Annotated in this window: 27 protein-coding genes and 1 tRNA gene; 10 read left to right on the top strand and 18 right to left on the bottom strand. The window is 54.9% G+C overall.

What is annotated here, in order from left to right; translation table 11 throughout:
- Nucleotides 1–12: 12 nt before the first annotated feature.
- The gene (locus ACR0IU_RS17560; protein ID WP_480717153.1) at nucleotides 13–459 is read right to left on the bottom strand and encodes a c-type cytochrome; all 447 of its coding nucleotides are present in this window, start codon (nucleotides 457–459) and stop codon (nucleotides 13–15) included.
- 487 nt (nucleotides 460–946) lie between these two features.
- Here ACR0IU_RS17560 and petA point away from each other — a divergent pair, with 487 nt between their 5' ends.
- From petA to ACR0IU_RS17545, 3 genes are read left to right on the top strand one after another with little or no spacing between them, the layout of a single operon-like run.
- Nucleotides 947–1,531, top strand: a complete 585-nt coding sequence (petA, locus tag ACR0IU_RS17555; RefSeq protein WP_010443142.1) for a ubiquinol-cytochrome c reductase iron-sulfur subunit — start codon at nucleotides 947–949, stop codon at nucleotides 1,529–1,531.
- Between the two features lie 14 nt (nucleotides 1,532–1,545).
- Entirely contained in the window at nucleotides 1,546–2,877 is a 1,332-nt protein-coding gene (petB, locus tag ACR0IU_RS17550) for a cytochrome b (RefSeq protein WP_010443143.1), read from the top strand.
- A 17-nt stretch (nucleotides 2,878–2,894) separates the two neighbouring features.
- Nucleotides 2,895–3,683 carry a cytochrome c1 gene (locus tag ACR0IU_RS17545; protein ID WP_480717152.1) on the top strand — a complete coding sequence of 263 codons (789 nt, stop codon included), beginning with the start codon at nucleotides 2,895–2,897 and terminating at the stop codon, nucleotides 3,681–3,683.
- 560 nt (nucleotides 3,684–4,243) lie between these two features.
- Here ACR0IU_RS17545 and ACR0IU_RS17540 read toward each other — a convergent pair.
- From ACR0IU_RS17540 to dapF, 6 genes are all read right to left on the bottom strand, one after another.
- Nucleotides 4,244–5,173: a hypothetical protein gene (locus ACR0IU_RS17540; RefSeq protein ID WP_480717151.1), complete on the bottom strand. Its 930-nt coding sequence runs from the start codon at nucleotides 5,171–5,173 to the stop codon at nucleotides 4,244–4,246.
- 137 nt (nucleotides 5,174–5,310) lie between these two features.
- Nucleotides 5,311–6,621, bottom strand: a complete 1,311-nt coding sequence (locus ACR0IU_RS17535; protein ID WP_480717150.1) for a gluzincin family metallopeptidase — start codon at nucleotides 6,619–6,621, stop codon at nucleotides 5,311–5,313.
- 12 nt (nucleotides 6,622–6,633) lie between these two features.
- Nucleotides 6,634–7,950: a TfuA-like protein gene (locus ACR0IU_RS17530; RefSeq protein ID WP_480717149.1), complete on the bottom strand. Its 1,317-nt coding sequence runs from the start codon at nucleotides 7,948–7,950 to the stop codon at nucleotides 6,634–6,636.
- On the bottom strand, nucleotides 7,947–9,140 hold the full coding sequence (locus ACR0IU_RS17525) for a YcaO-like family protein (protein ID WP_480717148.1): 1,194 nt from the start codon (nucleotides 9,138–9,140) through the stop codon (nucleotides 7,947–7,949). Before ACR0IU_RS17525 ends, ACR0IU_RS17530 begins: the two co-directional genes overlap by 4 nt.
- A 512-nt stretch (nucleotides 9,141–9,652) precedes the next feature.
- Entirely contained in the window at nucleotides 9,653–10,924 is a 1,272-nt protein-coding gene (mtaB, locus tag ACR0IU_RS17520; RefSeq protein ID WP_480717147.1) for a tRNA (N(6)-L-threonylcarbamoyladenosine(37)-C(2))-methylthiotransferase MtaB, read from the bottom strand.
- A complete protein-coding gene (dapF, locus tag ACR0IU_RS17515) occupies nucleotides 10,921–11,763 on the bottom strand; it encodes a diaminopimelate epimerase (RefSeq protein WP_170780196.1) in 843 nt (280 codons plus the stop codon). Before dapF ends, mtaB begins: the two co-directional genes overlap by 4 nt.
- A 211-nt stretch (nucleotides 11,764–11,974) precedes the next feature.
- Between dapF and ACR0IU_RS17510 the strand changes: the two genes are divergently transcribed.
- Nucleotides 11,975–12,050 (top strand) — tRNA-Lys (locus ACR0IU_RS17510).
- A gap of 171 nt (nucleotides 12,051–12,221) precedes the next feature.
- On the opposite strand, the gene ACR0IU_RS17505 is transcribed toward ACR0IU_RS17510, so the two are convergent.
- Both ACR0IU_RS17505 and ACR0IU_RS17500 read right to left on the bottom strand, forming a co-directional pair.
- On the bottom strand, nucleotides 12,222–12,746 hold the full coding sequence (locus ACR0IU_RS17505) for a hypothetical protein (protein WP_480717146.1): 525 nt from the start codon (nucleotides 12,744–12,746) through the stop codon (nucleotides 12,222–12,224).
- Entirely contained in the window at nucleotides 12,743–13,006 is a 264-nt protein-coding gene (locus tag ACR0IU_RS17500; protein ID WP_480717145.1) for a hypothetical protein, read from the bottom strand. The genes ACR0IU_RS17505 and ACR0IU_RS17500 overlap by 4 nt, the downstream gene beginning before the upstream one ends.
- A gap of 56 nt (nucleotides 13,007–13,062) precedes the next feature.
- Between ACR0IU_RS17500 and ACR0IU_RS17495 the strand changes: the two genes are divergently transcribed.
- Together ACR0IU_RS17495 and ACR0IU_RS17490 are read left to right on the top strand one after the other, a co-directional pair.
- On the top strand, nucleotides 13,063–13,314 hold the full coding sequence (locus ACR0IU_RS17495) for a helix-turn-helix domain-containing protein (RefSeq protein WP_480717144.1): 252 nt from the start codon (nucleotides 13,063–13,065) through the stop codon (nucleotides 13,312–13,314).
- Nucleotides 13,315–13,360: 46 nt separating this feature from the next.
- The gene (locus ACR0IU_RS17490) at nucleotides 13,361–13,732 is read left to right on the top strand and encodes a VOC family protein (protein WP_480717143.1); all 372 of its coding nucleotides are present in this window, start codon (nucleotides 13,361–13,363) and stop codon (nucleotides 13,730–13,732) included.
- Nucleotides 13,733–13,773: 41 nt separating this feature from the next.
- Here ACR0IU_RS17490 and ACR0IU_RS17485 read toward each other — a convergent pair whose 3' ends face one another.
- On the bottom strand, nucleotides 13,774–14,439 hold the full coding sequence (locus tag ACR0IU_RS17485) for a hypothetical protein (RefSeq protein WP_480717142.1): 666 nt from the start codon (nucleotides 14,437–14,439) through the stop codon (nucleotides 13,774–13,776).
- Between the two features lie 689 nt (nucleotides 14,440–15,128).
- Nucleotides 15,129–15,758, bottom strand: a complete 630-nt coding sequence (locus ACR0IU_RS17480; RefSeq protein ID WP_480717141.1) for a hypothetical protein — start codon at nucleotides 15,756–15,758, stop codon at nucleotides 15,129–15,131.
- 554 nt (nucleotides 15,759–16,312) lie between these two features.
- Here ACR0IU_RS17480 and ACR0IU_RS17475 point away from each other — a divergent pair.
- The 4 genes from ACR0IU_RS17475 to ACR0IU_RS17460 all read left to right on the top strand — a co-directional run bounded on the left by ACR0IU_RS17475 (nucleotide 16,313) and on the right by ACR0IU_RS17460 (nucleotide 19,564).
- Nucleotides 16,313–17,713 carry a selenium-binding protein SBP56-related protein gene (locus ACR0IU_RS17475; protein WP_480717140.1) on the top strand — a complete coding sequence of 467 codons (1,401 nt, stop codon included), beginning with the start codon at nucleotides 16,313–16,315 and terminating at the stop codon, nucleotides 17,711–17,713.
- A gap of 3 nt (nucleotides 17,714–17,716) precedes the next feature.
- Nucleotides 17,717–18,385: a hypothetical protein gene (locus ACR0IU_RS17470; protein ID WP_480717139.1), complete on the top strand. Its 669-nt coding sequence runs from the start codon at nucleotides 17,717–17,719 to the stop codon at nucleotides 18,383–18,385.
- Nucleotides 18,386–18,533: 148 nt separating this feature from the next.
- Entirely contained in the window at nucleotides 18,534–19,226 is a 693-nt protein-coding gene (locus ACR0IU_RS17465) for an SOS response-associated peptidase (protein ID WP_480717138.1), read from the top strand.
- Nucleotides 19,226–19,564 (top strand): hypothetical protein, encoded by a 339-nt coding sequence (locus ACR0IU_RS17460; protein ID WP_480717137.1) that lies wholly within the window; start codon nucleotides 19,226–19,228, stop codon nucleotides 19,562–19,564. Before ACR0IU_RS17465 ends, ACR0IU_RS17460 begins: the two co-directional genes overlap by 1 nt.
- Nucleotides 19,565–19,576: 12 nt before the next feature.
- Here the strand turns inward: ACR0IU_RS17460 and ACR0IU_RS17455 are convergent, their stop codons facing one another.
- The 7 genes from ACR0IU_RS17455 to ACR0IU_RS17425 form a co-directional block, all read right to left on the bottom strand.
- Nucleotides 19,577–19,807 carry a hypothetical protein gene (locus ACR0IU_RS17455; RefSeq protein ID WP_480717136.1) on the bottom strand — a complete coding sequence of 77 codons (231 nt, stop codon included), beginning with the start codon at nucleotides 19,805–19,807 and terminating at the stop codon, nucleotides 19,577–19,579.
- 11 nt (nucleotides 19,808–19,818) lie between these two features.
- Nucleotides 19,819–20,094 carry a hypothetical protein gene (locus ACR0IU_RS17450; RefSeq protein ID WP_480717135.1) on the bottom strand — a complete coding sequence of 92 codons (276 nt, stop codon included), beginning with the start codon at nucleotides 20,092–20,094 and terminating at the stop codon, nucleotides 19,819–19,821.
- A gap of 491 nt (nucleotides 20,095–20,585) precedes the next feature.
- A complete protein-coding gene (locus ACR0IU_RS17445; RefSeq protein ID WP_480717134.1) occupies nucleotides 20,586–21,518 on the bottom strand; it encodes a LuxR C-terminal-related transcriptional regulator in 933 nt (310 codons plus the stop codon).
- Between the two features lie 1,093 nt (nucleotides 21,519–22,611).
- Nucleotides 22,612–23,454: a fumarylacetoacetate hydrolase family protein gene (locus ACR0IU_RS17440; protein ID WP_480717133.1), complete on the bottom strand. Its 843-nt coding sequence runs from the start codon at nucleotides 23,452–23,454 to the stop codon at nucleotides 22,612–22,614.
- A 17-nt stretch (nucleotides 23,455–23,471) separates the two neighbouring features.
- On the bottom strand, nucleotides 23,472–24,227 hold the full coding sequence (locus ACR0IU_RS17435; protein WP_480717132.1) for an SDR family oxidoreductase: 756 nt from the start codon (nucleotides 24,225–24,227) through the stop codon (nucleotides 23,472–23,474).
- A gap of 8 nt (nucleotides 24,228–24,235) precedes the next feature.
- Nucleotides 24,236–25,738: an aldehyde dehydrogenase (NADP(+)) gene (locus ACR0IU_RS17430; protein WP_480717131.1), complete on the bottom strand. Its 1,503-nt coding sequence runs from the start codon at nucleotides 25,736–25,738 to the stop codon at nucleotides 24,236–24,238.
- A 12-nt stretch (nucleotides 25,739–25,750) separates the two neighbouring features.
- Nucleotides 25,751–26,863 carry a fumarylacetoacetate hydrolase family protein gene (locus tag ACR0IU_RS17425; RefSeq protein ID WP_480717130.1) on the bottom strand — a complete coding sequence of 371 codons (1,113 nt, stop codon included), beginning with the start codon at nucleotides 26,861–26,863 and terminating at the stop codon, nucleotides 25,751–25,753.

The following is a 26,863-nucleotide window of genomic DNA, read 5'->3' as shown; positions in this document are numbered from 1 at the left end:
AAATCACCTAGTTTACTGAGTAGTGAAGGTGGCGAGATAGGCAGCTATGTGATCCGCTCCTTTCTTCAGCTTCACGCTCATATTCGGGCGGGCGGTTTCATCATTCAGATATTCTTTGATGAAGTTGATCGGGTCTTGTGAATAGGCGACGATGTTTTCTTCGGTCCATACCAGCCCTTCTTGCCCGGCACGGATCATGTCATCGGTAAACATGCCAATGGGCAAACGCTCGCTTCCGTTCAGATAATCGCTTTCGGTTCCGGCCACGCGACCAACTACGCCATAGAGATTCGGCCCCGTGATGCCGCCTTTGACCAAAACATCGCCATCCTTGATGATCGCGTGGCAGGATGAGCATCGGTTATAGAGTTGTTTGCCTTTTGCGGGGTCTCCGGCTGCAATAGCTTGTGCTGTACTCAGAATCGTAAATAGAACCGCGGTTGCTGCAATCTTTGGCATTGGAATTCTCCGGCTGCTTGGTGATTTCCTTCGGCCTTTCACGTATTCCCGCGATGAGTGCAATCGGAATTCGATGTTCTGCTATATCTTTGAAATATCTATTTTAAATTGATAATTTAATCTCATCATGTTCGCGTTAATTTGTAAAATATCGTGGCAAAACTCTGGCAAATTCAGTGTCATTTCGACGATCTTGAAAGGGAGTGAAGGTGGATAAACCCGGATGCGCCACTCCGCAGGCCAACCCCGAATCACACCACATGTCCACCGGGCCTAGTGGCTGCCCAGAAGACTAAAATCTGCATTTGATATTGAAATTTTACCCTTTCACCGTGACATGATTGCTTAGATGCGGCGTATTGCGCGTTTAAGAGCGCTGGACGAACTCTATTCTCCCCGATAGATACCCCCTTTAAGACGCCGCAGTTCATGCGGTGCGCGAGCTATATGCCCGTTCGCGGGCGCCAGACAATTCGGAGATAACCTCGTGTCCCACGCTGAAGACCACGAAGGCACCCGCAGAGATTTTCTGTACTACGTCGCTGGCGGCGCAGGTGTCGTTGCGACGGGGGCTGCCGTTTGGCCCCTGGTAAATCAAATGAATCCCTCGGCAGACGTTCAGGCGCTGTCCTCGATCCGTGTTGACGTCAGCGGGGTTGAGACGGGCACGCAGCTGACCGTGAAATGGTTGGGCAAACCTGTTTTCATCCGCCACCGAACTGGTGCCGAGATCCAGGAAGCCAAAGAGCAGGACGCCGAAGGCGTGGATGCTCTGCCTGATCCGCTGGCGCGTAACTTCAATATTGCAGCCGATGCACCGGCAACTGACGCCAACCGCGTCATGCCGTCGCCCGAAGGCGAAGCGCCGGGTGCATGGATCGTTCAGATGGGCGTCTGTACTCACCTTGGATGTGTGCCGCTGGGCGATGCCGGTGATTTCGGCGGCTGGTTCTGCCCCTGCCACGGTTCGCACTACGATCTGGCCGGCCGTATCCGCAAGGGCCCCGCGCCCGAGAACCTGCCTGTCCCGCCCGCTGAATGGGTGGACAACAGCACAATCAAACTCGGCTAAGGGAGACCCAACTTATGTCCGGAATTCCCCACGATCATTACGAGCCGAAGACAAGCGGCGAAAAGTGGCTGAACAGCCGCCTGCCGATTGTCGGCCTGCTGTATGATACCCTGATGATCCCGACCCCAAAGAACCTGAACTGGATGTGGATTTGGGGTATCGTTCTGACGTTCTGTCTGGCGCTGCAAATCGTCACCGGTATCGTTCTGGTGATGCACTATACCCCGCATGTCGATCTGGCCTTTGCCAGCATCGAACACATCATGCGCAACGTGAATGGCGGCTATATGCTGCGGTATCTGCACATGAATGGCGCGTCGCTGTTCTTTGTTGCGGTCTACATTCACATCTTCCGCGGCCTATTTTACGGCTCGTACAAAGCACCGCGTGAGATCACGTGGATCATCGGTATGCTGATCTACCTGATGATGATGGGCACTGCCTTCATGGGCTACGTTCTGCCCTGGGGTCAGATGTCCTTCTGGGGTGCGACTGTGATCACTGGCCTGTTTGGCGCGATCCCGTTTGTGGGTGACGCGATTCAGACCTGGCTGCTGGGCGGACCTGCGGTGGACAACGCCACTCTGAACCGTTTCTTCTCGCTGCACTACCTGCTGCCTTTCGTTATCGCAGCGCTGGTCATCGTGCATATCTGGGCCTTCCACACCACTGGCAACAACAACCCTACGGGTGTTGAAGTGCGCCGTGGTTCGAAAGCCGAGGCCGAGAAAGACACGCTGCCGTTCTGGCCCTATTTCGTGATCAAGGACCTGTTCGCTCTGGCGGTTATTCTTGTCGTGTTCTGGGCCATCGTTGGCTACATGCCGAACTATCTGGGCCACCCGGATAACTACATCGAGGCCAACCCGCTGGTCACACCTGCGCACATCGTTCCTGAATGGTACTTCCTGCCGTTCTACGCGATCCTGCGTGCCTTCACCGGCGAGGTCTGGGTCGTTCAGTTTGCCAGCTTCATCACCGGCGGCATCATCGATGCCAAGTTCTTTGGTGTTCTGGCGATGTTCGGTGCGATCCTGGCAATGGCTCTGGCACCTTGGCTGGACACATCGACAGTGCGTTCGGGCAAATACCGCCCGATGTTCAAATGGTGGTTCTACCTGCTGGTCATCGACTTCTTTGCCCTGATGTGGCTGGGGGCGATGCCCGCGGAAGAGCCCTATGCGACCTTCTCGCTGATCGCGTCCGCCTACTGGTTCGCATATTTCTTCGTGATCCTGCCGATCCTTGGCGTGATCGAGAAACCTCTGGCACAGCCGGAAACCATCGAAGAAGACTTCAACGCGCATTATGGCAAGGCTGACGCCGACGCCACGCCGGCCGAGTAAGAAGAGGGACCGGAAACATGTTCAAGAAACTTGCAATCGGTGCCGCGTTCGCTCTGGCCCTTGCGCCCGCCTCGACCTTTGCGGCAGGTGGTGGTGAGCAGCACATCGAAGACTTCGACTTCTCGTTCGAGGGACCGTTTGGAACCTGGGATCAGAACCAGCTTCAGCGCGGTCTGCAGATCTATACTGAGGTCTGCGCGGCCTGCCATGGTCTGCAATACATACCGCTGCGGACGCTTGAGGATCTGGGATACTCGGAAGAACAGGTCATCACCTATGCGGCCGATAATTTCGAAGTGTTCGATCCCGAGCTGGACGATTTCCGCCCGGCAATCCCGACCGACCACTTCCCGGCCAATACTGGCGTTGGCGCACCGGACCTGAGCTTGATGGCGAAGGCCCGTGCCGGATTCCATGGCCCATACGGCCTGGGGATTAACCAACTGGTCAAAGGCATGGGTGGTGCGGAATATATTGCATCATTGCTTGACGGCTATACAGGCGAAGAGAAAGAAGAGGCGGGCACGGTTCTTTATGAGAACAAGGCCTTCCCGGGTGGCTGGATCTCGATGGCACCGCCATTGGCCGAGGATCAGGTCGAATTCGCAGATGGTCATCCAGCAACGGTCGAAGCCATGTCGGAAGACGTTGCGGCCTTCCTGATGTGGACCGCTGAGCCAAAGATGATGGACCGCAAGAATGCCGGGTTCGTTGGTGTTCTGTTCCTGACGATTCTGTCTGTGCTGCTTTATCTGGTGAACAAGCGACTGTGGGCACCCCACAAGGGGAAGATCCGCAAGGACTAATATCCAACCGGATTGTCTATTCAAGGACCCCCGCACCTTTCGGTTGCGGGGTTTCTTCTTTGATGCCCACTGGAATTCAGGCCACGAGTTCCCAGATAGCGAATACAGAAATTCCGAAGAAGCATATGAATGGCAAACCAAGCGTCGAGCTATTTTGATATTATGCTGAAGCAGGGGTGAGAACATCGAGGACGTTCTCAGTCGCAACTATGTCCGCCAGAGCCATAGTGTCCCATCGTCGATTATTCATTCGGATGCCATTTGTCAGCCACTCTTTGCTGGCCAAGTCTGATGCAATTAGTGAAATGGTCACCGCTCCGTTCACCAAATTCCGGCCGATTTCCCAATTTGCAATAGCTCCGCGTACAGCGAGCCGGTCTTCAATACTAGCGAGTGCTCCGAACAAAGCGACGGCAGATCCCCATAATCCAGTTGACAAATTCTTAAAGGAAATGAAACCGATCACACATTGCAAAGAGGGTTTTGCTGATCACACGTGTGATCAGCAACATATTTGCATTGAGTTGGGTCTTTGCCTTGTACAACCCATGCGGTCAGCCCTATTCCCCGCGGGCTTTTGCGCCGCTGACTTTGGCACCTGAAACTTTAGCACCCGACACTTTGGCTCCGCTGACCTTGGCGCCAGAAACCTTGGCCCCGCTCACCTTGGCACCCGATACCTTGGCTCCGGCCATCATTGGCGCGTCGTATTCGAAATAGACGTCCAGCAGAACTTCCTCGATCTGACCTGCGGCAATATCCATGCGGATGGTGTAGTCGGCCTGATCATAGTTCCAGACACGGATGTCATTCGCCATCTGGTAGTCCGCGGCCGCAACACCTGATACCGAGGGGCTCATCGGGGCACGTGCCGCCTGTTGCGTGGTGTCCTGGGCGTCGGCGTCATTGCTGGTTTGTAGCTTGAACCCATAGGGCAGGTTTCCACCGGTGGCGCTGTCGCCTGCGCCATGGACCAGAAAGATCGTCGGTTCCGGCATTTCGTAGTAAGTGCCGTCGTATGCGAAGCCATATATTCGGGCCAGCCGGGCATCGCCTCCGAACTGGTCCCCGATGAAGTTGTTGACGCCGCGACCCTTTCTGCGGTCGTCTTGTTCAACAAACAACTGCTTGCTGTGGCTGTTCGCTGTCTGCTGCCAGAATGTGTGTTTGAAAACGCGTCCCCGACGAACGTAGACAAATGATTCAAAAGAGATTTTCTTACGTTTGTCCAGTTTCAGCTTGCCGCCGTCGTTCTGGTCCTTGATGATCTTGTAAATCCCGGATTTGTTGTTAGCGCTGTCTCCAACCTGCACAAGAATCCGATCATCTTCGCGGACAGCCACACCATCAATCTTTGTGATCTCATCTGAAAAATCAAAATTCGTCGCCACCTCAATTGCCAGCCGGACCGATTTCTGCCGCAGTTTAAGATCGCTTAACTCTCGCCCAAACAATAATACCTCGGAAAAACTGAGTAACGACTCAGACATATCACTTTCTCCCTATCGGGGGCTGACGGAGCTTTCTGCCACGTCCGTCCCGGTTTGCGCATTGGTCTGCGCTTCGTTTGTCGAATTATCACCCCGTGCCCGTAACCTGACATAAAACCGAGGTAAAAACAAAGACTTTAAGGTTCTTTTGGTTCGGGCGCTAGTGTTCGAACCGATGCGGCATGGCTAGACCCATCCGGCTTAGTCAGACGCGGGCCAGGGCGTGTCAATCCGATGTCGCGCATGCGGAAATTGCCTTCGATGATCTGGCGGAATGCCCCTCCTGTGATCTCTTGGTCAACAAAAACCAACGCGCGCTCAACCCCGAAGTAGCTCAACATATCAGCATCCAGCATTTCCAAAGCGTCGGCAAGATAGGTGCCCAGCAAATCCCGCGCTTCTATCAGCGCCACGCGGAATCCTTCCGGTTCAGCGGCGTAATGCTCGTCGAATAAATCCTGCATGATCGCGTTGTATTCGTCAGAGCCTTCCAGCTCATCCGAAAGCTCCTCCATCTCGGGGTCGATCACATCATGTGCAACCAGCCGCTCGTGGTAGATATCGACCAGAATGTCGAACATCGCCCCGGTCAGCGGTTCCGACAGCGCGTGTTCACTGGACCAGCCATGTGAGAACTCGGACAAAGTCCGGTCATTAGCGGCGATGCGGATTTGCGAGTTTTGGGACAGCTCTGCAAATCGGCTGAGCCGGTTATAGGTATACAGGTTCCCGCGCGTGTTCTTCAGCAGTTCATCTACGACTGAACCGAAATGCAGTGATGCAAGCAGTGCCACCATATCTGCTGCTGATTCATGGAATCCATAATACTCGCCAGTTGCGTCCTCTTCTGACGGCATGCCGATGACGCTGTAGATGATGGCATGGCCGATCTCATGCGCTACGACGTCAAAATTAAGGCTATAGGGGCGGTATTCCTCGCCATGTTCTCGAGTGCCGCCGGTCTCCAGAAATCCCCAGCCGATATGCGCGTTATCAAGGCTGGGCAGCAGGGAAAGTTCCAACCGTTCAAAATCACGCTCGAAATGCCAGGGGATAGGCCGACCGAAATAGCCCTCCCACACATCCATCGTAAAATGTGCTGCGCCAAACAGATGGGCAGCTTCAAAGGCCGGATCATCGGGATCGATATGGATAAAATTTCCGAACTCGTCGGGCTCAGGCGGCGGCAGGATATAGCCATCCCAGGCGGGCAGATACATCTCGGGCCCTTCTTCGCCTTCAATCATCGCGCCATAGGGGGTCGTCTTGTCGACCGGGTACATCGCATACATTCGCGGCCCCGAGGGGCCCGGTCCGATCGTACCCTGCGGGGCAGAGATCTCGACTAGTTCAGGTTTCGAATTCGGCTCTAAGAAGGGCGATTGCGGATAAAGCAAGAACCGTGTGCCCGGAGTTTCGTTGTCCGAGTAGTCGGGCCAGATCGTCATTGTCCCCTCCCGTTATTGTCCCGGTTCACCTTCGGCGTGGCAAAACATGTATTCAGCTTCAATCAGGTCAAGAAACGCCTCACGCCCGTCAAGACCAAGCGCGATTGCATGGGATTCAAGATCATCTGGCACCGCCTGGTCAAGCCGCGTTTCAAAATACCAGAGCAGCGATTGCATTCTGTTTGCAGAACCATTCACCCGATCCAGCCCCGCCATCCGGCTGGCCTTGCGTCGCGCCCGATCTCGCAGCGCGCCATAGCGACCATCGTGGCGCAGTTGGGCTAGCAGGGCAACGTCGAGCTCATCCGCGCGCGCTGTGATGGCCGTATCTTTGTAGGAACAGTCCGCCAGCAACGCCTCGTATTGAGCAAGCGTCAGATCGTTGTCCTGCAACCATTCCATCAGATCGGAGTGGCGGGGCAGGCGGGCCGCGCGACGGTGTAAAGTCATCTGTTTTCGCAGGGTATCCCGATCGGGCAGGTGATTTATCCGATATGCTTCGTCGCGCGCCAATAGGTGCAGCGCGGCGCGGTCGCGTAGTTGGACATAAAGGGCGGGGTCCAGCCGCAGCTCATCCACCAGTGCCTGCGCATCCGGATCATGCGGAGCGGTCTCGGAATCCATACGAGTCTGCAGTTCACGCCAGACCAGAGTTCGTTCGACGCGTGTCGATTCCGGCGCGTCGGAACCTGCTTCCAGGTACCGCGCCATCTGCGCCAGCATCTCGCGTGCATCGTCGCCTTTGGCATCCACCTGGCCGCCGGGCAACCAGTTCCGAAACGTCGCCGAGTCTGTGTTGGTCTTTGCAGCCGAAATCACCTTGTCCCAAACCCGGTCGCGATAGTGCAGTGCCTTGGCTGCACCTAGCAATATCTGTGCCTCATCCTCCGACACCACTTCGGCCTTCACCGCTGCGGACAGCGTGGCCCGGATCGAGACCATAGGCTCACTCAACGGTATGAAGCCAAGCTCGGCGGGGCCGTGCAGCACCGCGACCTCATCGTCATCTGCAATGGCGCCGCTCAGGTAATCCTCGAACACCCGTCCGACGCCGATCATCCCGAAATCAGCCAGTTCCGCCGACCGCAACGCACCCATGCTGGCGCTGCCGAATACCGGAATGCCCTGTTCCAGCGCCCACAGGATTTCCTTGTGCCAGACCGAAGGCACCCCGTCGAAATACCCGTCGATAATGCCAATTGCTTGCGGCCTGTCGCGCACCGCACGATACACATCGCCTTGCTGAACCGGGGGCAGGATGGTGGCGTCCAGTTGTTTCTGCACGGCCTCGGGTCGCAGCGTGGGCCCAACAAAAACAACGACGGTCATGCCGATATCGCCCGAGCCCGCGGACCGGCGATGAAGTCAGGATCGTCATGCGGGGCTTCCAGCCCCGGAATGACCGCGCGGATGACCGCGATGTCGATCCCGGGTCGGGACAGATCAACCGTTACCACTTGGCCGATCCCGGCCTCAGACAACCGGGACAAAAGTAGATCGAGGTCTTCTGTGAAAGACCCGGTTACGTGCGAGGGGCAATCCGTAAAACGCTCTGTCGGCTTTGCGCCTTCGATCAGCTCGCGAACATACCGTCCGCGCCACAGGCGCGCCTCATCCGTGAACTCCTCAGGGTCCAGATCGTCCCGCGCGCCTGAGATATAGGTCAGCCGTGTTTGCGCCGCCTCGGTCAGCGCGCGTAGTAGCGCGATGGCGCGGTCGGGGTGACAGCCATCCCCGATCCCGATATGGCCGTTTGCCTCGCCGGTCTCGCAGATCACACAGCGAAAACTGGCGATGCCGATATCCGATGTCGTGTCCCAGATCCCCAGCTCCAGCCCCGCCTCTGCGATCAAGCTAATGGCCTGACGGCAGCGCGGATCATCGACCGTATGAGGATCGACGCGGGGTGTTGGACCCCGATGATGCCACAGCGTCGTGGCATCGCGCTCGATCAGTTCGCAGATCGCGTGGCAGCTAGCCTCAGCGGCATCGTTGCCCGATGCCAGACCATTTGTCGTACGCGGAAACGCGCGCTGTCCGTTGGCCATAGAGGTCGTGTAATCCGTATCCACCATCTCATAGGGCACCCAGCAAGCAGCATCCGCGTTCAGGTCCTGCCCCTGCACCCACAGCATCGCACCGTGAGGGTCAAACTGCCCACCGGTCACGCGAGGCAGGCGGTCCACATTGACCACGTTTTCCTGCGCCAGATCGGTGTGGCTGCACAGCCGCAGCGGCAGCTCGATCCGTTCCGCATGCCACGACTCGATCGCCTCCATCACCCCCGAGGCCTGCGCCGCACTCAACGACAATCCCTTGCCCAACGACACCGCAACCGAGCGCGAATTGGGCCGCGTCACCATCACGGTCGGCAACCCGATCCGATCCAGTCCGGTCAGATTTGCGATCCGTGTAATGCCCATCTCTTTGAGAAACGGTTTGACGATGGCAAGGGTTTCTTCTGGATCGCGCAGCCGGTGGGTATCCAGCACATAAGTCTTCTGCGAATCTCCGAGCATTAAATTGACCTTGGTAAATATTTGATTAACCAACCAAACCCGCCAGGCGGATCAAGTCGGAGTCAGGATGCGGGATGATTGCGAATGGGTCAACACCACTGCCTGAGTGAACCGCCCCTACGTATCAAACGTAAGGCAGATCAGGTAACGCGACTATGTCCGACCGTTAATTGGGAGGATCCATTCGCCCAGGTGCCGTTGTCAGCCTTCTTTGTCCTGATGGATCCAATTTATTTGACGAATCGACTACCAAGCAGCTCACCGATTTCCGGTCGAATCCCCATATGGCCATAGCTGTGCTCTTGGCGAACGGGACTTCATTAATTGCAAATTCGGAGGGCAGAGAGATGGCAAATCCATATTTAAGAGGGTGATGAATTCTTGAGAGTAACAGACTCCCTACAGAAGTGGCATTACGGGCGACATCTTCAAGCGTAGTGCGCAAATAAACGAGGGTCGGCAAGCTAAGTATAAATAACCTTTGAGACGGTTGAGCAGGAATTCTGGGCCGCCTATCTTTTACTGGGTTGGGCCTGCAACTGCATACCTGATGTGCCTGTGATCACCCCGCGCACGATCTGCCCTTCAATTTGAGGCTGGGAAAAAGTGACTTCAGTAAACTGTTCGGTCCGACCCATATTAGGGTTTTCCATCAGTATGTTGTGATACCTTCCAACCTGTTCTGAAAGATGCTTAGCAACCTTGGCATCCCCGGCAGCACGTAAGCGGGCGGCCCGTTCCTTAATTACGTTTCCGTTCACCTGCTGTGGGATGCGAGCAGCGGGAGTTCCTTCGCGTTTTGAATATGGAAACACATGCAGCCAGGTCAGGTCGCAGTCGTTGACCAATTTTAGAGAATTCTCGAAATGGTCTTCGGACTCTGTCGGGAAGCCTGCGATGATATCGGCCCCAAATGTCATATCCGGGCGCAACTTACGAGCCTCTTCCGTAAAGCGGATGGCATCATCGCGCAGGTGGCGACGTTTCATGCGCTTCAGGATCAGATCATCACCATGCTGTAGCGACAGATGCAGGTGGGGCATCAGGCGCGGTTCGGTCGCGATGGCCTGCATCAGATTCTCGTCCACCTCGATCGAGTCGATCGAGCTGATCCGCAGGCGGTGAAGGTCCGGCACCAGTTTCAGGATGCGCATGACCAGATCACCAAGCTTGGGTTGCGCAGGCAGGTCCGCGCCCCATGAGGTCAGGTCAACTCCGGTCAGGACAACTTCGTTATAGCCCCTATCGACCAGCCGCTTGATCTGGTCCACCACGACGCCTGCAGGGACGCTGCGAGAGTTTCCGCGGCCATAGGGGATGATGCAGAAAGTACACCGATGGTCGCACCCGTTCTGGACCTGTACGTAGGCGCGTGAGCGGGTGCCAAAACCGTCGATCAGATGGCCCGCCGTTTCGGTAACAGACATGATGTCATCTACCTGCACGGCTTCGGTCTGACCGATGAAATCAGCAGCCATTCCTTTCCAGGTTTCGGGCCGCATCTTTTCGGTGTTTCCGATTACCGCGTCGACCTCATCCATGCGCGCGAATGTCTCGGGCTCAGTCTGCGCGGCACAGCCGGTGACAATCAGGCGAGCGTCGGGATTTTCCCGCCGCAGCTTGCGAATTTCCTGCCGCGCTTTGCGCACAGCCTCAGCTGTCACCGCACAAGTGTTTACGATCACCGCATCGCTAAGGCCCGCCTGCTGTGACAGCTCTTTCATCGCCTCGGTCTCGTAGGCGTTCAGGCGGCAACCCAGAGTACTGAACTTGGGCGGGTTCATTCCAGAGACCTCAGAAATTCCGGCGTGAGCGTACCCGAAAAAACGTGGACTGTTGGCCCCGTCATCCAGACGCCATCATCGCGCCAGTCGATCCATATAGTCCCACCGTCAAGATCAACTTGTACCTGGCGCCCGGTAAGTCCACGCCTGGCCGCTGCGACGGCAGTGGCACAGGATGATGACCCCGAAGCCAAGGTGATCCCAACACCGCGCTCCCAGACGCGCATGCGGATTTTGTCTGGCCCTGTGATCTGCGCTACCTGCACGTTGGTACGTTCAGGATAGAGCGGATGGTGTTCATAACGCGCACCGAAATCTTCGAGAGGGATCGCCTCCGCATCGTCGACAAAGAAAGTGCAATGCGGATTACCCATTCCGGTTGCTGTTGGTCCCCCTTCGATAGGGAGTTCAAGCGTGTCCATTTCTTCGGTCAGGGGAATCTCATTCCAAAGAAGCTGAGGTTGGCCCATGTTGACCGATGTCAGGCCATTTCCTGCGTCCCGTGCCTGCAGAATGCCGCGTTCTGTCGTGAGAGTCAGATCCGATCTGCCGGTTTCATCCAGCAAGAATCTGGCAATACATCGCGTTGCGTTTCCACAGGCTGCCGAGGTCGACCCATCGGCGTTGTAGAACACCAGATGCGCATCTGCATTTCCGCTTTCGATCACCGCGAGCTGGTCGAAACCCACGCCAAACTGCCGATGCCCAATTCCCCTGGCCATCTTGGGTGTGATCGGAATCGTATGCGCGCGCGCATCCACAACGACAAAGTCATTGCCCAGCCCGTGCATCTTCATAATGGGCAATCCGGTATCGTTTAGGGTTTGCATTGCGGGCATATAACCCCGGCGACAAAATGAATCCAGCCTGTCCTAAAGATTCCACAAAATAGGGGTTGACCCCCCAGCGCCACCTGCCTAATTAGGCCGCCTATCGGGGCGCTGGACTGACATCAGACAAAAGCGTGCCGAGGTGCAAATTAAGGTCTTGAACCCGGTTGGGTAAATACCTTACAGAGCGCCACGGATCATCGAGATCCAACAAAAGAGTGGGCCGTTAGCTCAGTTGGTAGAGCAACTGACTTTTAATCAGTGGGTCGCAGGTTCGAATCCTGCACGGCTCACCACTTTTTCTTATGACAAACCAACGACTTGCGTCATCATGGCGTTAGATGGACATGCGTGCGATAATACCTGCTTTGTATTCTGGGGGACATATGGGGGACAGATTTATGAGCTTTGGACGTTTTCTCTCCAACTTTTTCTGACGGGAAAAGGCTTGCACTGAACGGCTAGGCTCACCTGTCAACGACAAACAGTTCTTTCAGTTTGTATTTTAGTTCACTTTTATCGTTTTTGGTAAAGACCGAGTTTGGATTTCGGTCATAGGTGATATGCGCGTGATGGATACCCTCATCCGGCGCGTGAAATACCTTTACTCCGTGGCCGTTTTTATTCCGATATCCTCGCAACTCGCCGACTGTGGCGGACCTACTTCCAAGATAAGTCTTTGTTCTTCCCGATTTTGCCGCTTGGTAGACAGCGGAACGCCCAAGACTATCCACGCAGTTTTTGTCCGGCGCAAATGTTCGCCAAACCAATGATTCACCGCAGACGATCCAGTCTATGCTTGCTCCCTGAACCATGCACCAATCTACTATGCCATCGTCTAGCAGCAGCTCGCCAGCGTCGTCATAAGCCAATTCAGGCACCTCACGGTCAAACCAATGGCAAAAACCATGGATGCGATGTTCGACGGTTGTTAGTTCATTGACGCGACGCCGATGGTGATTGCGGTCTAGATGCTCACTTGCTTTGCTCATTGCACTTCTCCTGGATTGGGCGGTTCAAAGCCGGGTTGCATGTCAAGGATGTCGGAGGCCAGTTGCCCAATCACTTCTAGCAGTTCTCCGTATCCCCTCATTGACAAGTCGATGTTCATTGCAGTGTCGGAGGCGGCAACTCCCATCCTGGATAACGCCAATATCTTGAGTGCCTTGTCGTAGGTGTCGGGCGATGTAGGAGCGTCGAAGATTGGCCCAGACAAACTTTCTCCGTTCGCGCAAACGCGTTGTTCAGTCATTGCTGTTTCCTCCGATTTAGTATTAATACTAAAAGTATCAGCACAGGGGTATATAGGTGTCAATACTAAAAGTATCAATAGAGCAGGTCAAAGCCGCGAGAGCCTTGTTGCAATGGTCGCAAATCGATTTGGCTAACAAATCAGGTGTATCGATCCCGACAATCAAACGGCTAGAGGCCTCAACCGGAGAACTGGGCGGCAGAGTAGAGACGATTGAAGCCATCCGCACGGCGTTGGAGAACCAAGGCATCCAGTTTCTGGATGAAGGTGATACGGCCAATGGGGTTGGGGTGGTCCTAGTTGGCTAAGCTGATCTAGGTGTCTTTTGACGATGCGAGCTGATAGAATCCCGTCATGACATTAGTTGCATTTGACCACGTAAACGTACGCACCACAAACCTTGAAGATATGGTTGAGTGGTATGGACAAGTATTGGGCCTGCATCCAGGGAAACGACCGGATTTCAAGTTCCCTGGGGCTTGGCTGTATCTCGGTGACACAGCGGTTGTGCATTTGGTCGGAGTAGGTGAAGAACCTAGGGTTGGAGCGAACCCATCTCTGGAACACTTTGCCTTCAAAGGTGATGGCTTCGACGCTTTTGTTGGCAAGTTGAAAAGAATGGGCATTACCCACACCGTTGATCCGGTACCGGGGATACCAATTGTTCAGGTCAATCTACGTGACATTGACGGCAACCACATTCATGTTGACTTCGAAACCAACTGACAGACTTAAGACCTTTCGTCTGCCAATGGCGAGCTTCGCTTTTAGTCAATGATTGTGAGTCTGCAATCAGCGTTAAATGCAGTCCAGGATAAAAGCCCGAAATCACGATTCCCGTCGCCTTGGTTGGTGAAGTTGCTGTAATCACCATCTGTAAGGATGCAGGCCCACGAAACGTTGACGTTTTGAGCGACATTATCCGAGTTCGATCCACTCGTGTCACCCAATGAAGCCCTCCAGTTTCCACTGGATGGATTGTAGTGCAGCAAGAACTGCCGTGATGCTACGCGTTCAGTCCCATCCCAATTGTACATCCCGATCCGAACATCACACCCATCGTCGTCACTGCACAGGCGTATGATATCGCTTTCTGGAATCTTCACGGTTGAGCCGCGTTGGTTTTTGCTAACTTTAAATGTAACCCTCTCCGGCGTCAGGGCCAAAACGGTCGAAAAACGGTCGTCAATATGCGCTCTTAGCTCCTCCCTTTGCGCTTCAAGCTCTTTCCGCTCCGCTTCGAGTGCTGCCGTGGCGTTTTGGAATTCTGTAATTGAAATCTTTAGGCAGTCATAACCCATCTGCACAGTCTTGTGGAGCTTAAGTGAGGTTTCTGAAGGTTGTTCTAGAAAGCCCTCACAAACATCTTCAGCGAGCAACGAGCGAGGCGTGACGAAAATCGCCGCCGTTAACAAAAAAAGTATGAATTTCATATGACCTCCAAAGCTCCTGAATAAGAACAACTTGGCTCAAAGGCAAAATATCTTCTGTAAGCTATCTCACAAATCGAATGCTATTTTGTTTTGAAGGCAATAGTTTCGGGTTTGAGCGTCCGCCGTTCTCGCGCTGCCCGTTTCCTACAGCCTTCAGCACAATACTGCGCATCCGTCCTGCGATATTCGGGAAGCTCATCACCGCACCACCGGCAAACCCATGTGCCTTGCTTGTATCGGCGCAACATTGCGGCTGCCCGCTTCATCCGGTTTCCGGTATTCCCGGTCCAGAAATAGCATTCAAACATAGCACTGAACGCGCAGTCAGATTCTTCTATCCAAACCGCTCCGGGCTCTGGTCCTGGCATTTCTTGCACTCCTGTTTTTTGGCACTCACAGCCGGGTTAAGCTATTGATATTCAAACCCCAATAAAATCTAACTACCCCTCTGGGCTTTACAGGCTGTGTGTCGGGGTCCATGTTGTTGGCATGACTGTTGCTGACCTGTCTATTTTCCAACTCTATTGCGTGGTTGTAGCGTCTGCCTCGATATTTGCGGCCTTTTCTTGGGCGCTGCGCGGCGTAGTGACCGATACAGATACTCAGCTTTCTTGGCTTGGATACGCCTTTGTTGGGCTCGGCGCGCTCGGGGGAATAATAGGCCCCGCGTTGTACGGGACCTGGATACTTTATTCAGCACTCAATTGAGGGCCTGTGGCATTTAATATCAATGCCCTTGCCAGTATCCCTTTGAATGGCTCTGACGCCACTTCAACAGCAGCCCTGATTTGAGCAGGTAAAGCCCCGTTGGTCAGTAGCTCTGCAATGACCGGAGCAACGCGTGCCTCACGGCCAGCGGTCGCTTTTCTAAGAATAGCGCTCCCACCGTGGCGCGCAGCCAGAAGCCCCGCTGCGCCCATGCCAGCGCCTTGCAGGTCGCCCGTTGTTGCATACCCTGCACCACCACCAACACCTGACAGTATGCCGTGTTCGATAAGCTGACGGACCGTTGTCGAATTGCCAGTAAGCGCCCTGTGCGTTCCAGCAAAGGTGCGTTCGTTAGCAATCTGCTTTTGAACCGTAGCAGCGCCTTCCGGCCCCAGAGCGGCTTGCATGGCGTCTTGCTGGCGGCGTGGACCGAATAGGGTATCAACAGCGCCTGGTGTGTCTCTGCGGTTCTGCAGGGCGTCAATCTTGCCGCTGGCATAGCCCTGTGCAACTTCGTCAGGGTGCGCAACTGCTGCTTTCTCTGCGCGGCGGGCATAATCTGCTGATACGCGGGGCTTGGCTCGCTCCGCGCTTGTCTCGGTATCGGGCATGGAAACTCGAAAAGTCGTGCGGGAGGACGGTGAGAGACTTACCGACTTAAAGTCGCGCATTACTGATGTCACGCAAGAGATGTATGCCGCATCTGATAGGAAGGGCATTTGGGTTTATTGGGGAGCCAAGAGGCTTTAAGGGAGTAATAAAATGAGCGTACGTAAAAGAGAGGGGCTGGCCAAGACCCCCTCATCCAGCCCCTCACCACCTTCGCTCTCAATCATTTGTGAGACGGTGGGTTCTTCCCCTACTCCCGAACCGGGAAGCCTGCGCAATATAGCAAAAAATCCCCGTCATATTCAGCCCGCTATATATGGGGGGGCGGCAGACTAACTGTCAGAAGGTGACGAATTCTAAGTCATCACTCCGGTTTAGTCGGATGTCGGCTCTGAGCCCATTTCAGCCATTAGAAGATTCGACTCAAAAGGATAGATTCGAGTGCCAGAGTTTGGTCCGTTTTCGCGAATCTTGAATATGTGCCATTCTCAGTTCTGGGCGATACCAGACAAAACTTGATTTAAGTCTGGCGTCCGCGGCCTGGGAGGAGCCAGCTATGAACCTGAGACCTGACCCGACTTTTCACGCCACACCGAAGCTTGCTATGGAGGCACCGGCGGAAACGCTCGCTTTCACATTGATGCTCAGTCCCGACGGCTCACAGCCGGATGGCCTGGCCGTTGTGGACGTTGACCCGAAATCGAAGACCTACAGTCAGATTGTCCATCAGCTTATTATGCCCAACAAGGGTGATGAGTTTCACCACTTTGGCTGGAACGCGTGCTCTTCTGCGCTTTCGCCCCTGACCGGGCATGCCTTTCTAGAGCGCAGGTATCTGATTGTGCCTGGCATCCGGTCCTCTCGCATCTACGTGATCGACGTAAAGGAACCGCTGAAGGCCAAGATTCACAAGATCATCGAACCCGAAGAGGTGTTCGCCAAAACGGGCTATTCCCGCCCGCACACAATCCACTGCGGTCCCGAAGGGATTTATGTTTCAACGCTCGGCGGCGGCGGCAAAGACGGCACGGATGGCCCTCCGGGCATTTTCATCATGGACTGCGAAACCTTTGATATCCTTGGCCGCTACGAGATGGATCGAGGTGAACAGGACAAGCACTATGATTTCTGGTGGAACCTTCCGCGGGACTACATGGTAAGCTCGGAATGGGGACTGCCGCCACAGTTTGAAAACGGGATCGTGGCCGAGGATTTGCTGTCCAACAAATACGGTCACAAGATCCATTTCTGGAACCTGCGCGAACGCCGCAACGTCCAAACCATTGATCTGGGTGCGAACCACCAGATGGCTTTGGAAATCCGGCCCGCTCATGATCCGGCAAAGGATTATGGTTTTTGCGGCGTCGTCGTGGACACCACAAACCTGCAGGGCGCAATTTTCACATGGTGGCAGAAGGATGACGGAACGTTCGAGGCTAAAAAGACGATCACGATTGATCCGCGACCTGAGAAGGCCGAGAACCTTCCACCCCTGTTGCAGGGATTTGAGGCCGTCCCCCCATTGGTCACCGACATCGACCTGAGCCTGGACGACAAGTACCTCTACGTCGCCTGTTGGGGGCAGGGTGAAATGCATCAGTATGATGTTTCTGACCCGATGAACCCCAAGCTGACCGGCAAGGTCGAGCTTGGGGGGATCGCGCGAGGGACGAAACATCCGAACGGCAAGAATTTTGCCTATGGCCCCCAGATGGTTGAGATCAGCCGGGACGGCAAACGGGTTTACTGGACCAACTCGTTGTATTCAACGTGGGATGATCAGTTCTATCCTGATGATGAGGGCGGACAAATGGTCATGGCCAATGTTGGGGAAAACGGTGGCCTGGAGCTGGACAAGGATTTCTATGTTGAGTTCCCTGAAGGCTATCGTAGCCACCAGATCCGCTTGGAAGGCGGAGACTGCTCAACAGATAGCTTCTGCTACCCGTCTGTCTAGCGCGTGGAAGGATTAAACACGGCGACAGCCCTGTGGTGGGCTGTTGTCGCCTCGGGCATTTATCACGGGGTCAATCCGGGTATGGGTTGGCCTTTGGCAGTGTCTGCGGCGCTGATGGACAAAAAACGCAATAGCCTTTTCAGGGCGTTAATCGCGCTGGCAGCCGGGCATCTGGTGGCGATGGGTGCTATTCTGTTTCCCTTTGTCGCCCTGCTGTTTCTGGCCGAATGGCAGCGTGAGATTCAAATCTTCGCGGCCTGTCTCGTGATCGGACTGGGCGTGTATCTGTTTTTCAACCGGCGTCATCCGCGGATCCTTGCGCGGGTACCTCCTTCGCGGCTTGCGCTCTGGTCGTTTTTAGCAGCGATGGCGCACGGTGCGGGGTTGATGTTGGTCCCAATCTATCTTGGTATCTGCCGCACGATAGCCACTGACGCTGGCCATGCAGCGGCGGCTGATCTGATGACCGGAAACGCCAAAATCGCTGTTGGCGTCGCCTTAGCCCACACCCTGGCCATGACAATCTCAGGCGGCTTGCTTGCGTTCGGAGTATATCATTGGCTGGGTCTGCGATTTCTCTCAAAAGGTTGGTTCAACCTGGACGTAGTTTGGGCGCTAAGCTTGATCCTTGTTGGGTCAATTTCGCTGCTGTTCGTTCATGCTGCTGGCTAACATAAGCGCAGGGCCGAATAGGCCGCCGAGCCATTGTTTGGTTCGCATAGAGGCGAATGTCCGCTTTGTCCGCACAACTGCCGTTAGTCTCATCGCCAAACATCAAAAAGCTCACCAAACGTTCCCCCTGTTTTGCTAAGCTTGCTTAATGTGCGGACGACTCGGCAGACCTGATATGACATGGGCGGAGCTTTACGCCCTGCAGAACTGGATCGTGAACGGCGTTCCTATCCCAACCGAGCGCGATCCAAACGCCCAAGACCTGTTAATGAGCTGGAACGTCAAGCCCACTCAAATGTTGGACATGGCGTTCATCCGTGACGACCGATTGATAAGCTCTACGGCGCGCTGGTGGCTTGTGCCACACTGGTTCAAGGAAGACGTGAAGCAGTGGAAACCGACCACCTTCAATGCGAAGATTGAGACGGCATATAAACTGGGCTCATTCCGAGTCGCCTGGAAAAGCAGCAGGTGCATTATCCCGGCCAGTTTCTACTATGAATGGACAGGCCCTAAGGGGGCCAAGCAGCCTTGGGTTATCAAAACGGATACCAATGATCCGTGCATGTATTTCGCAGGCCTCTATTCGCGCCTCTCATCTGGTCTGAATACCTGCACAATTCTCACCCGACCTGCGTTGCATCAAATCGAACACATCCATGCTAGGTCGCCGGTTATTCTGACGAATGAAAACCTGATGCCGTGGATGACGGGCGAGATTGACCACGACGGCGCGCAGGAACTTGGAGCCGAATGGGATGGACGGATGCGCTTCCACAAGGTCGCCCCGATTGGTCGCGACGATGACGGGCCCGAGTTAATCGACGTTATCGAGGCGTAATGGCCACACGCAGCAGATCCCCGAAGAAAGCATCGGACGAAAAGTATTTTCCAATCAGAGTGCGGGTTCAAGTTCCTGAAGAAGGGTTCGGATATCGGCTTCATGAGATCCACAATTGGCTAGATACTCATGCTGGGCGAGGTCGCTGGGGCTGGAACGCTGATAATGTGCTGTCTCGCGGCGCTCGGGACGCGATGTCGTTCTATCTGCTGGACGAGCAACTTATTGCACCGTTCATAGAGTCATTCGGTCTGGAACTGGCTCAGGGTGAATTTGACCTGTGCGGCAACGGTTCTTTCAAGTTCATGGCTAAAACAAAATCAGAAGGGTGTTTGTAGCTTCGCTGCCCCTTACTGTTTTGTCGGCATCTTAGCGTATTTTCCCATCGCATAAGTAAGCAAAGAAAGGATTATTGATATCACGATCCTGGCCAACACTGCACCTGCGGTGACTGCATCACCAGCACCTGAAAATAGAACTGCGCCGACAATCAAAGCCCCGGCCAATCCACCATAGACCAAGGCCTGCCGCCAACTCTTGGCGAAACATCCAGCCACAACGGCGACTAAAAGGCCACCCATTCAACTACTCCTCATGATTTTAAACAGTAACTGGCCCGTTTGATCCGTGATTTAGCCGCTACGGTTTCCAGGTGCTTATAGCGGCCACCACTGTACTTCGGGCAATCCAAAGCATGTCCTGCGGCAATAACGGTTGCACTCAGGTTTTTACCTTCGACAAGGCTACACAGTGGGGCTTTCGCGTCTGGCCCGCCGCCCAGTGGCAACAGGTCGAAACCGGCACTGTGAAGGCGGGCAATCTCTTTCGCAGGGATTTGTGGCGAGGGGCTATGAGCCAGTGCAGTCATTACCCGCCCCCTTCCTGTGCCATCTCAGTCAGCGCGCGTTGGATGTCGGGGAGTATCCGAGGTGTGTTTTGACATGGGTCTCGGGCTCCATTTTCAAGGTGACTTTTGAATGGGGTTCGGTACAGGACACTAATCTTGGGGAGGCTTGTTGAAGTGTGACCTCCAGTTTGGCCTGAACGGCCTCCAGATCTGAACGGCGAATGATCTTGTTCATAACCGCACCACACGTCGGACAGAGGGCTGTTAGGCGGCCGCTGGAAGCCGTTTCCTGAACGTAATCCGCAATCTTGCCGTCGGGTTCACGCGGACCTCTACAACTGAGGCAGTAGCAGTGATGCAGTGCCAGCTTGCACCGCGCCTTGCTTTGCTTGTGCCCCAGGAACTCTTTGAGCACATGTCCTTCGATCAACCACGGTTTTCTGCTTGTATCGGCCGCAAGTCCGTTGTTCCGAATCCAGCGAATGACTGTCTGGCGATGACAGCCTAAACCTTCAGATTGAAAAGCTCATTACCAACCGCAACAGCTCGATCTGGCTGTTAACGCCGACTTTTTCATACACGCGTCTAAGGTGCGTACGTGCAGTGTTCTTTGTGACGCCCAAAGCTTCTGCAGCTTCTGAGATTTCCATCCCTTTAGCAATCAATCTGACAATATCAGTCTGCGTATTAGAGAGCGAAAATATCGCCTGAACAATGTCGATCTGTTCAGAGAGATCGCTGCCCGGTCCAAATAGAATGTACACGCGCGCGTCCGCAACTTTGACCCAACAAAGCATCAAGCCGCCGTCGTCGTTTTCGCCCAAGACGACGGGATACTTGACCTCACCTCCGCCAGCATTTTTGGCAAGATTGTAACTTCCGAACGCGGTTAGCTTGTGAGCGCCAGAAATAGCGTCGTACAGTTTCGCATTCCACGACGGCTTCGAGGCACGGAGTTTACCATTACTGAGGGCAAGGCCTTCGAAAATCTTCAGTTCCGCCTCAGCGGCTTTATTCATCCAAAGCACGCAACCGTCCACAGCGACTTCTAGTACCGGGTCCTCAGTATCTCGGAGCGGTTCAGCCCAACAGCCATGAAATACAATTCGCCATTCTCCGTTTTTGTGTTCTAAGAGGCGAAAATTGTGTGAATGACTTGGTGTTGCTCGCGGATTAGACGTGCTTTTGACAATCTCTTCATAGGTTGCCCAAGCGAGGTTATCGCTAATCTGTATTTCAAGGCAGTCGAACCGTACGTCTGCTTGGACTGGATCGGGTTCGGCGTCCATCGCATCAAACACATTCCGACGAAATTCATCGAACGAACGCGCAATTTGCATGGTTCCGCATTCCATAACGCTTCGAAAACGAGTGTCATCGACCCAACACGTCAACCAAGCTTCACGATCCCGCGCCAGATAGCTTTCTATGTCGGTTTCAAGCACGCTCCGGATAGCATCATGGACGTCAAGTTTTGTGATCGTGGACCGAGGCATACGCACTAGCTCGTAGTTGATTTGGAAGATGCTACTCCAGCAATGGGCCAACGCAAACCATCTGGAGTGCGGGTTCCTTCTACCTTGTCGAAGACACTTCTGACAATTTCGAAAATTGACTTAAGTTTGCTCGGCTCCGGTCCGGCAAAGAACTCGAAGTACACGTCTTGTTCCTCTTTGCTACGCCCCGCAAAGTCACCGTGGGCTTTGGCATTACGTGAGATGTTTGCCCAATTCGCCATTGTCTTGCTCCAAGTTAATGATCCTTGGAGTCAACTAGCATTGGTAAGAGTGCAGCTTTGTCACCCGCGCGGACGACAAGCGCCCACTTTGGGCAAAAACACTTTGAAAGCGGACATTGCTTGCCCCGAACCAGTGTCCGCTATGTCCGCACAGCGGTCATTGATGCACTAAGCAGCGAAAGACTGCTTTGAGCCCAAAGCAGACTTTTTCTCGCTATGCATGAGTTGATCGATGGAGTATCGAGAAACGACTGTTATGCGACAACTTTGAACTATAACGCAGCCAAACCGTCGTCCCAATAGATCGTGTCCCGGTTTGATGCTGAAATGCGATCGACACTTGATTTTGTTAGTCTGGCGTTGGGCATATTGCATCCAGATGACTTGGGTAAGCATAGGGTAAGCAAAATGCGGGGAGTTGGGAAGAGCCTTGTAGAAACCACAGCACGTAAATACTCCAATTATTAAAGGTAATAAGCTGCTCAATCGAACTGCCCATAACGCTATTGAAAAAGAGATAATAAGACTTTTAATCAGTGGGTCGCAGGTTCGAATCCTGCACGGCTCACCACTTTTTTTAAATAAACCAAACACTAATCCACTTCGGCATGTTCCTTAAAAGTATAGTAGGTACATACTGTTCCGAAAAGCGTGCTGAGTGATTTCGTTGGGTCAGTCAGAGATTAGGTATTCCTGTGCTTTTAGCTGTCTGGGGATAATGGCTGCTGTCAGCCCAAGGAAGACCTTTGGTCTTGATTTGGGCGGGAAGCGGAACTTCGCCGCAGATGCGAGAGGCTCAACTATCCAGCAACGACATCCTGACGCTGTACGCCCAGCCCCTCAATGCCGAGCTCCATTGTATCGCCGGGTTTCAGGTAGACCTGCGGCTCTTGCGCCATTCCGACGCCAGGGGGTGTTCCTGTTGAGATTACGTCTCCGGGTTGGAGAGACATGAACTGCGACAGGTGTGATATCACCGTTGCAACGTCAAAATGCATCGTTTTGGTTGACCCATCCTGATACCGGTGCCCGTTCACCTCAAGATACATTGGCAGATTTTGCGGGTCGGGCACTTTGTCTCTTGTCACCAGCCACGGGCCGATCGGGCCGAATGTGTCTGCGGACTTTCCTTTGACCCATTGGCCCGAGCGATGAAGTTGAAAATCACGTTCTGACAGGTCGTTTACAACGCAGTACCCGGCGACATGTTCCATGGCTTCGGCCTCAGATACGTATTTGGCCTCTTTGCCTATGACGGCCCCCAGCTCCACCTCCCAGTCGGTTTTGATCGAACCACGCGGGATTTCGACCGTATCGTTGGGACCGATGATGGCAGAGGTGGCTTTGAAGAAAATCACTGGTTCAGCAGGAAGTTCCATTCCGCTTTCCGCCGCGTGATCGGCATAGTTCAGACCTATGCAGATGAATTTGCCGACATTGCCAACGCAGGGACCGATGCGTGTATCGCCATCCACCGCTGGCAGGCTGTCCACATCGAGTGCTCGCAATTTTTCAAGAACTGCGTCGCCAAGAGTATTGCCCGATATGTCTTCGACCACACCGGAAAGATCTCGAACCGAGCCGTCAGAGGCCAATATACCAGGTTTCTCAGCGCCTTCGGGGCCATAACGTAGAAGTTTCATTGTAAAGTCCTTCCTGTTCAGATCGTCCAGCCACCATCTATGGCAAAGGGCTGACCCGACGTGTATTTACTGGCATCACTGGCCAAATACAGAGCCAGTTCTGCGATCTCTTCCGCGGTGCCAATTCGGCCCATCGGCTGACGGGCAATGAAATCGGTCATTGCCTGATCGTAGCCTCCTGTGGCGTGCAGCCTCTCATGCAGACTGGGGCTGTCGACTGTGCCGGGACAAATTGCGTTGCATCGGATGCCTCGTGTTACGAAATCGGCCGCGACGGATTTGGTCAGGCCAATGACCGCTGCCTTTGATGCGCAATATGCAAATCGGTTCGGCACGCCCTTCATGGATGATGCGACCGACGACATGTTGATGATTGATCCACCACCTGCTTCCAGCATTCCCGGAAGGGTCAGGCGGATCAGTCTGAACATGGCTTTGACGTTGAGGTCGAAACTGAAGTCCCAGTCGTTTTCGCTGCACTCAAGGATTGAGCCTCCCGCAACATAGCCCGCACAGTTAAACAGAACGTCCAGTTTCGGCAGGTCGACCACAGCGGCGGTCACAGCCTCATTGTCTGTTACGTCCAGCTTGAGCGGCTCGATACCCGCGATACCGCCTAATTCTGCAAGCGAAGCATCGTTGATGTCGCTGGCGATCACGCGTGCGCCTTCGGCTACAAACAATTCAGCGGTTGCTCGGCCAATGCCTTGCCCGGCAGCTGTGATCAGAGCGGTTTTGCCCGCAAGCCGGTTGGATGGTTCGAATGTCGTCATTGGTTGCCTCACAGTTTCTCGGGCAAAAGGTCGGATGGAATGTCCTGATAGCAAACCGGCCGCAAGAAACGGCGGATCGACAATGTGCCCACGGATGTTGCGCCAAAGTTGGTTGAGGCGGGGTAGGGACCGCCGTGAACCATGCTGTCGCACACTTCAACGCCGGTCGGGAAACTGTTGGCCAGTAGGCGCCCCGCCTTTCGTTCAAGCAGCGGAAGCAGCGCCTGAGCCTCTGGTTTGTCGCCTGCGTCCAGATGCAGGGTACAGGTTAGCTGCCCTTCGAAGGCGCGCGCGATCTGTTGCATTTGTGAGGCGTCTTTCACGCGAACGATAATACCCAACGGTCCGAAAACCTCTTCCTGCAGCTTGTGATCGGCCAGCCAGTCATCGCCGGAAACTGCGAACAGGTAAGGCGCGGCATCGCGCGTCTCGCAATTGGTGCCCATGATCTTGGAAACACCAGTTCCCGCGGCGACGCGCGAAACGCCGTCGCGATACGCGGTCGCAATTCCATCGGTCAGCATTGTCTGTTCGGCTACGGCGGATAGGCCGGTCTCGGATGCTGCCTGAAACGCTTCGGCATCGGGCCCATCAATGATCACGGCAATGCCGGGATTAGTGCAAAACTGGCCCGCGCCCATCGTCAGCGAAGCCGCCCAACCTGTGCCGATCTCGGCCCCTCGCGCGGCTGCTGCTTGAGGCAAGATAAACATTGGATTGACCGAGCCCAGTTCGCCAAAGAACGGAATGGGCTCATCCCGCTGCGCGCATAAATCGAACAATGCGCGTCCACCTCCAAGGCTGCCAGTGAAACCTACTGCCCGGATCAGCGGATGTTGCACCAGACGCGTGCCCACGTCCCGTTTGCCGCCCTGGACCAGTGAAAAAACTCCGGGATGAGTTCCAGTCGCCTTGATGGCGGCATTGATGGCCTGCGCCACGATCTCGCCCGTGCCGGGATGGGCCGAATGGCCTTTGACGACGACGGGACATCCCGCGGCCAGTGCCGCCGCGGTATCGCCCCCGGCAACCGAGAAAGCCAGTGGGAAATTCGACGCGCCGAACACCGCAACAGGACCTAGCGGGCGCTGGATCATGCGCAGGTCGGGGCGGGGCAGGGGTGCGCGATCCGGCATGGCCGGGTCATGGCGCATGTCCAGATAATCACCCGCTTCGATGTGATCGGCAAAGAGGCGCAGCTGGCCGACCGTACGGCCACGTTCCCCCTGTAGGCGCGCCTCGGGCAAGCCGGTTTCCTGAGTGCCAATCTCGGTGGTGTCATCCCCGCGCGCGTCAATCTCTTCCGCGATTTTACGCAGCAGCGTGGCACGCTCGGTGCGAGAAGACCACCCGAAAGTTGCAAACGCTTCCTCGGCTGCTTCCACTGCGCTGTCGACTAATGCTGCTGTCCCGACAGAAAAGTCGTGGCTTGGTCCGTGCGCGGGTTCCGACGCAAAAGTCGTGTCTGCGCTAAGCCATTCGCCTGCGATCAGATGTTTTCCAGTCAACATGTTCATTCTCTCTTACAACAAGCCGCGATGGGCGAGGTTTCGCATCAGGTGTGACGCCCCAAACGTCCATTCAGGGCATTCCGTCGACAGGCGCACTGTGTTTGTAAGTGCCCCAAGTTGTGCATTGGCGATGGTGACAACGTCACCAAGCTTGTGCGTAAACCCGCCACCCGACCTATCCCGATCTTGGGTCGGGGCGAAGAGCGTGCCAAGAAACAGCATCAGCCCGTCAGGATATTGGTGGTGGCGCCCGATTGTCTGTTTAACAAGATCGGCAGGATCGCGGCTGATCTGCGACATGGATGAGCTGCCGTTCAGGACGAACCCATCCGGTCCGGTGATGGTCAGCGTCAGTTCGGCTTGGCGTACATCGTCCAGAGTGAACCCATTATCGAACAACCGGATCATCGGTCCAATCGCGCAGGAGGCGTTGTTGTCCTTGGCTTTGCTCAGCAACAGGGCTGAGCGCCCTTCAACGTCGCGTAGGTTGACATCGTTCCCTAGTGTCGCACCCTTGATCTGACCTTGTGATGTCACGACCAGAACAACTTCGGGCTCGGGGTTGTTCCAGGTCGAAATCGGGTGCAGCCCGATATCTGCACCGAAGCCGACAGATGACAGGACCTGCGCCTTTGAAAATACCTCGGCATCGGGGCCGATCCCGACTTCCAGATACTGGCTCCAGAGACCTTCTGCTATCAGCGCTTCTTTGACATCTGCGGCGGCGTTCGATCCCGGTACGATGTTCGAGAGGCTGCCTCCGATCCGATCTCCGATGCGCGCCCGGATCGCGTCGGCTTTGGCAGGATCGCCTGCGGCCTGTTCCTCGATCACGCGCTCGACCATGGAGCCTGCAAATGTAACGCCACAGGCCTTAACCGCTTGCAGATCACACGGCGCGAGCCACAGGTGGTCGGCATCCAAAGCCCCGATATCTTCACCTTGAGCGTTGCGCACATAATCCGTGGCATCGTCGCGCTCTAGAATATCCCGGACGGTTGGTGCCGCTTTTGATGTAATATCGACAACCCGCCCACTGCGCAGTGTGACCACGCTGGGTCCGACCTCAGCACGCTCAAGACGTCCGAGCCACAGCCCGTTTGCTTCCAATGTAGGTATGGTCAT

The sequence above is a fragment of the Ruegeria sp. CL5 genome (assembly GCF_056536485.1).
Note: the sequence above shows the minus strand (reverse complement) of the source record. Positions and strands in the feature narration are given on the sequence as shown.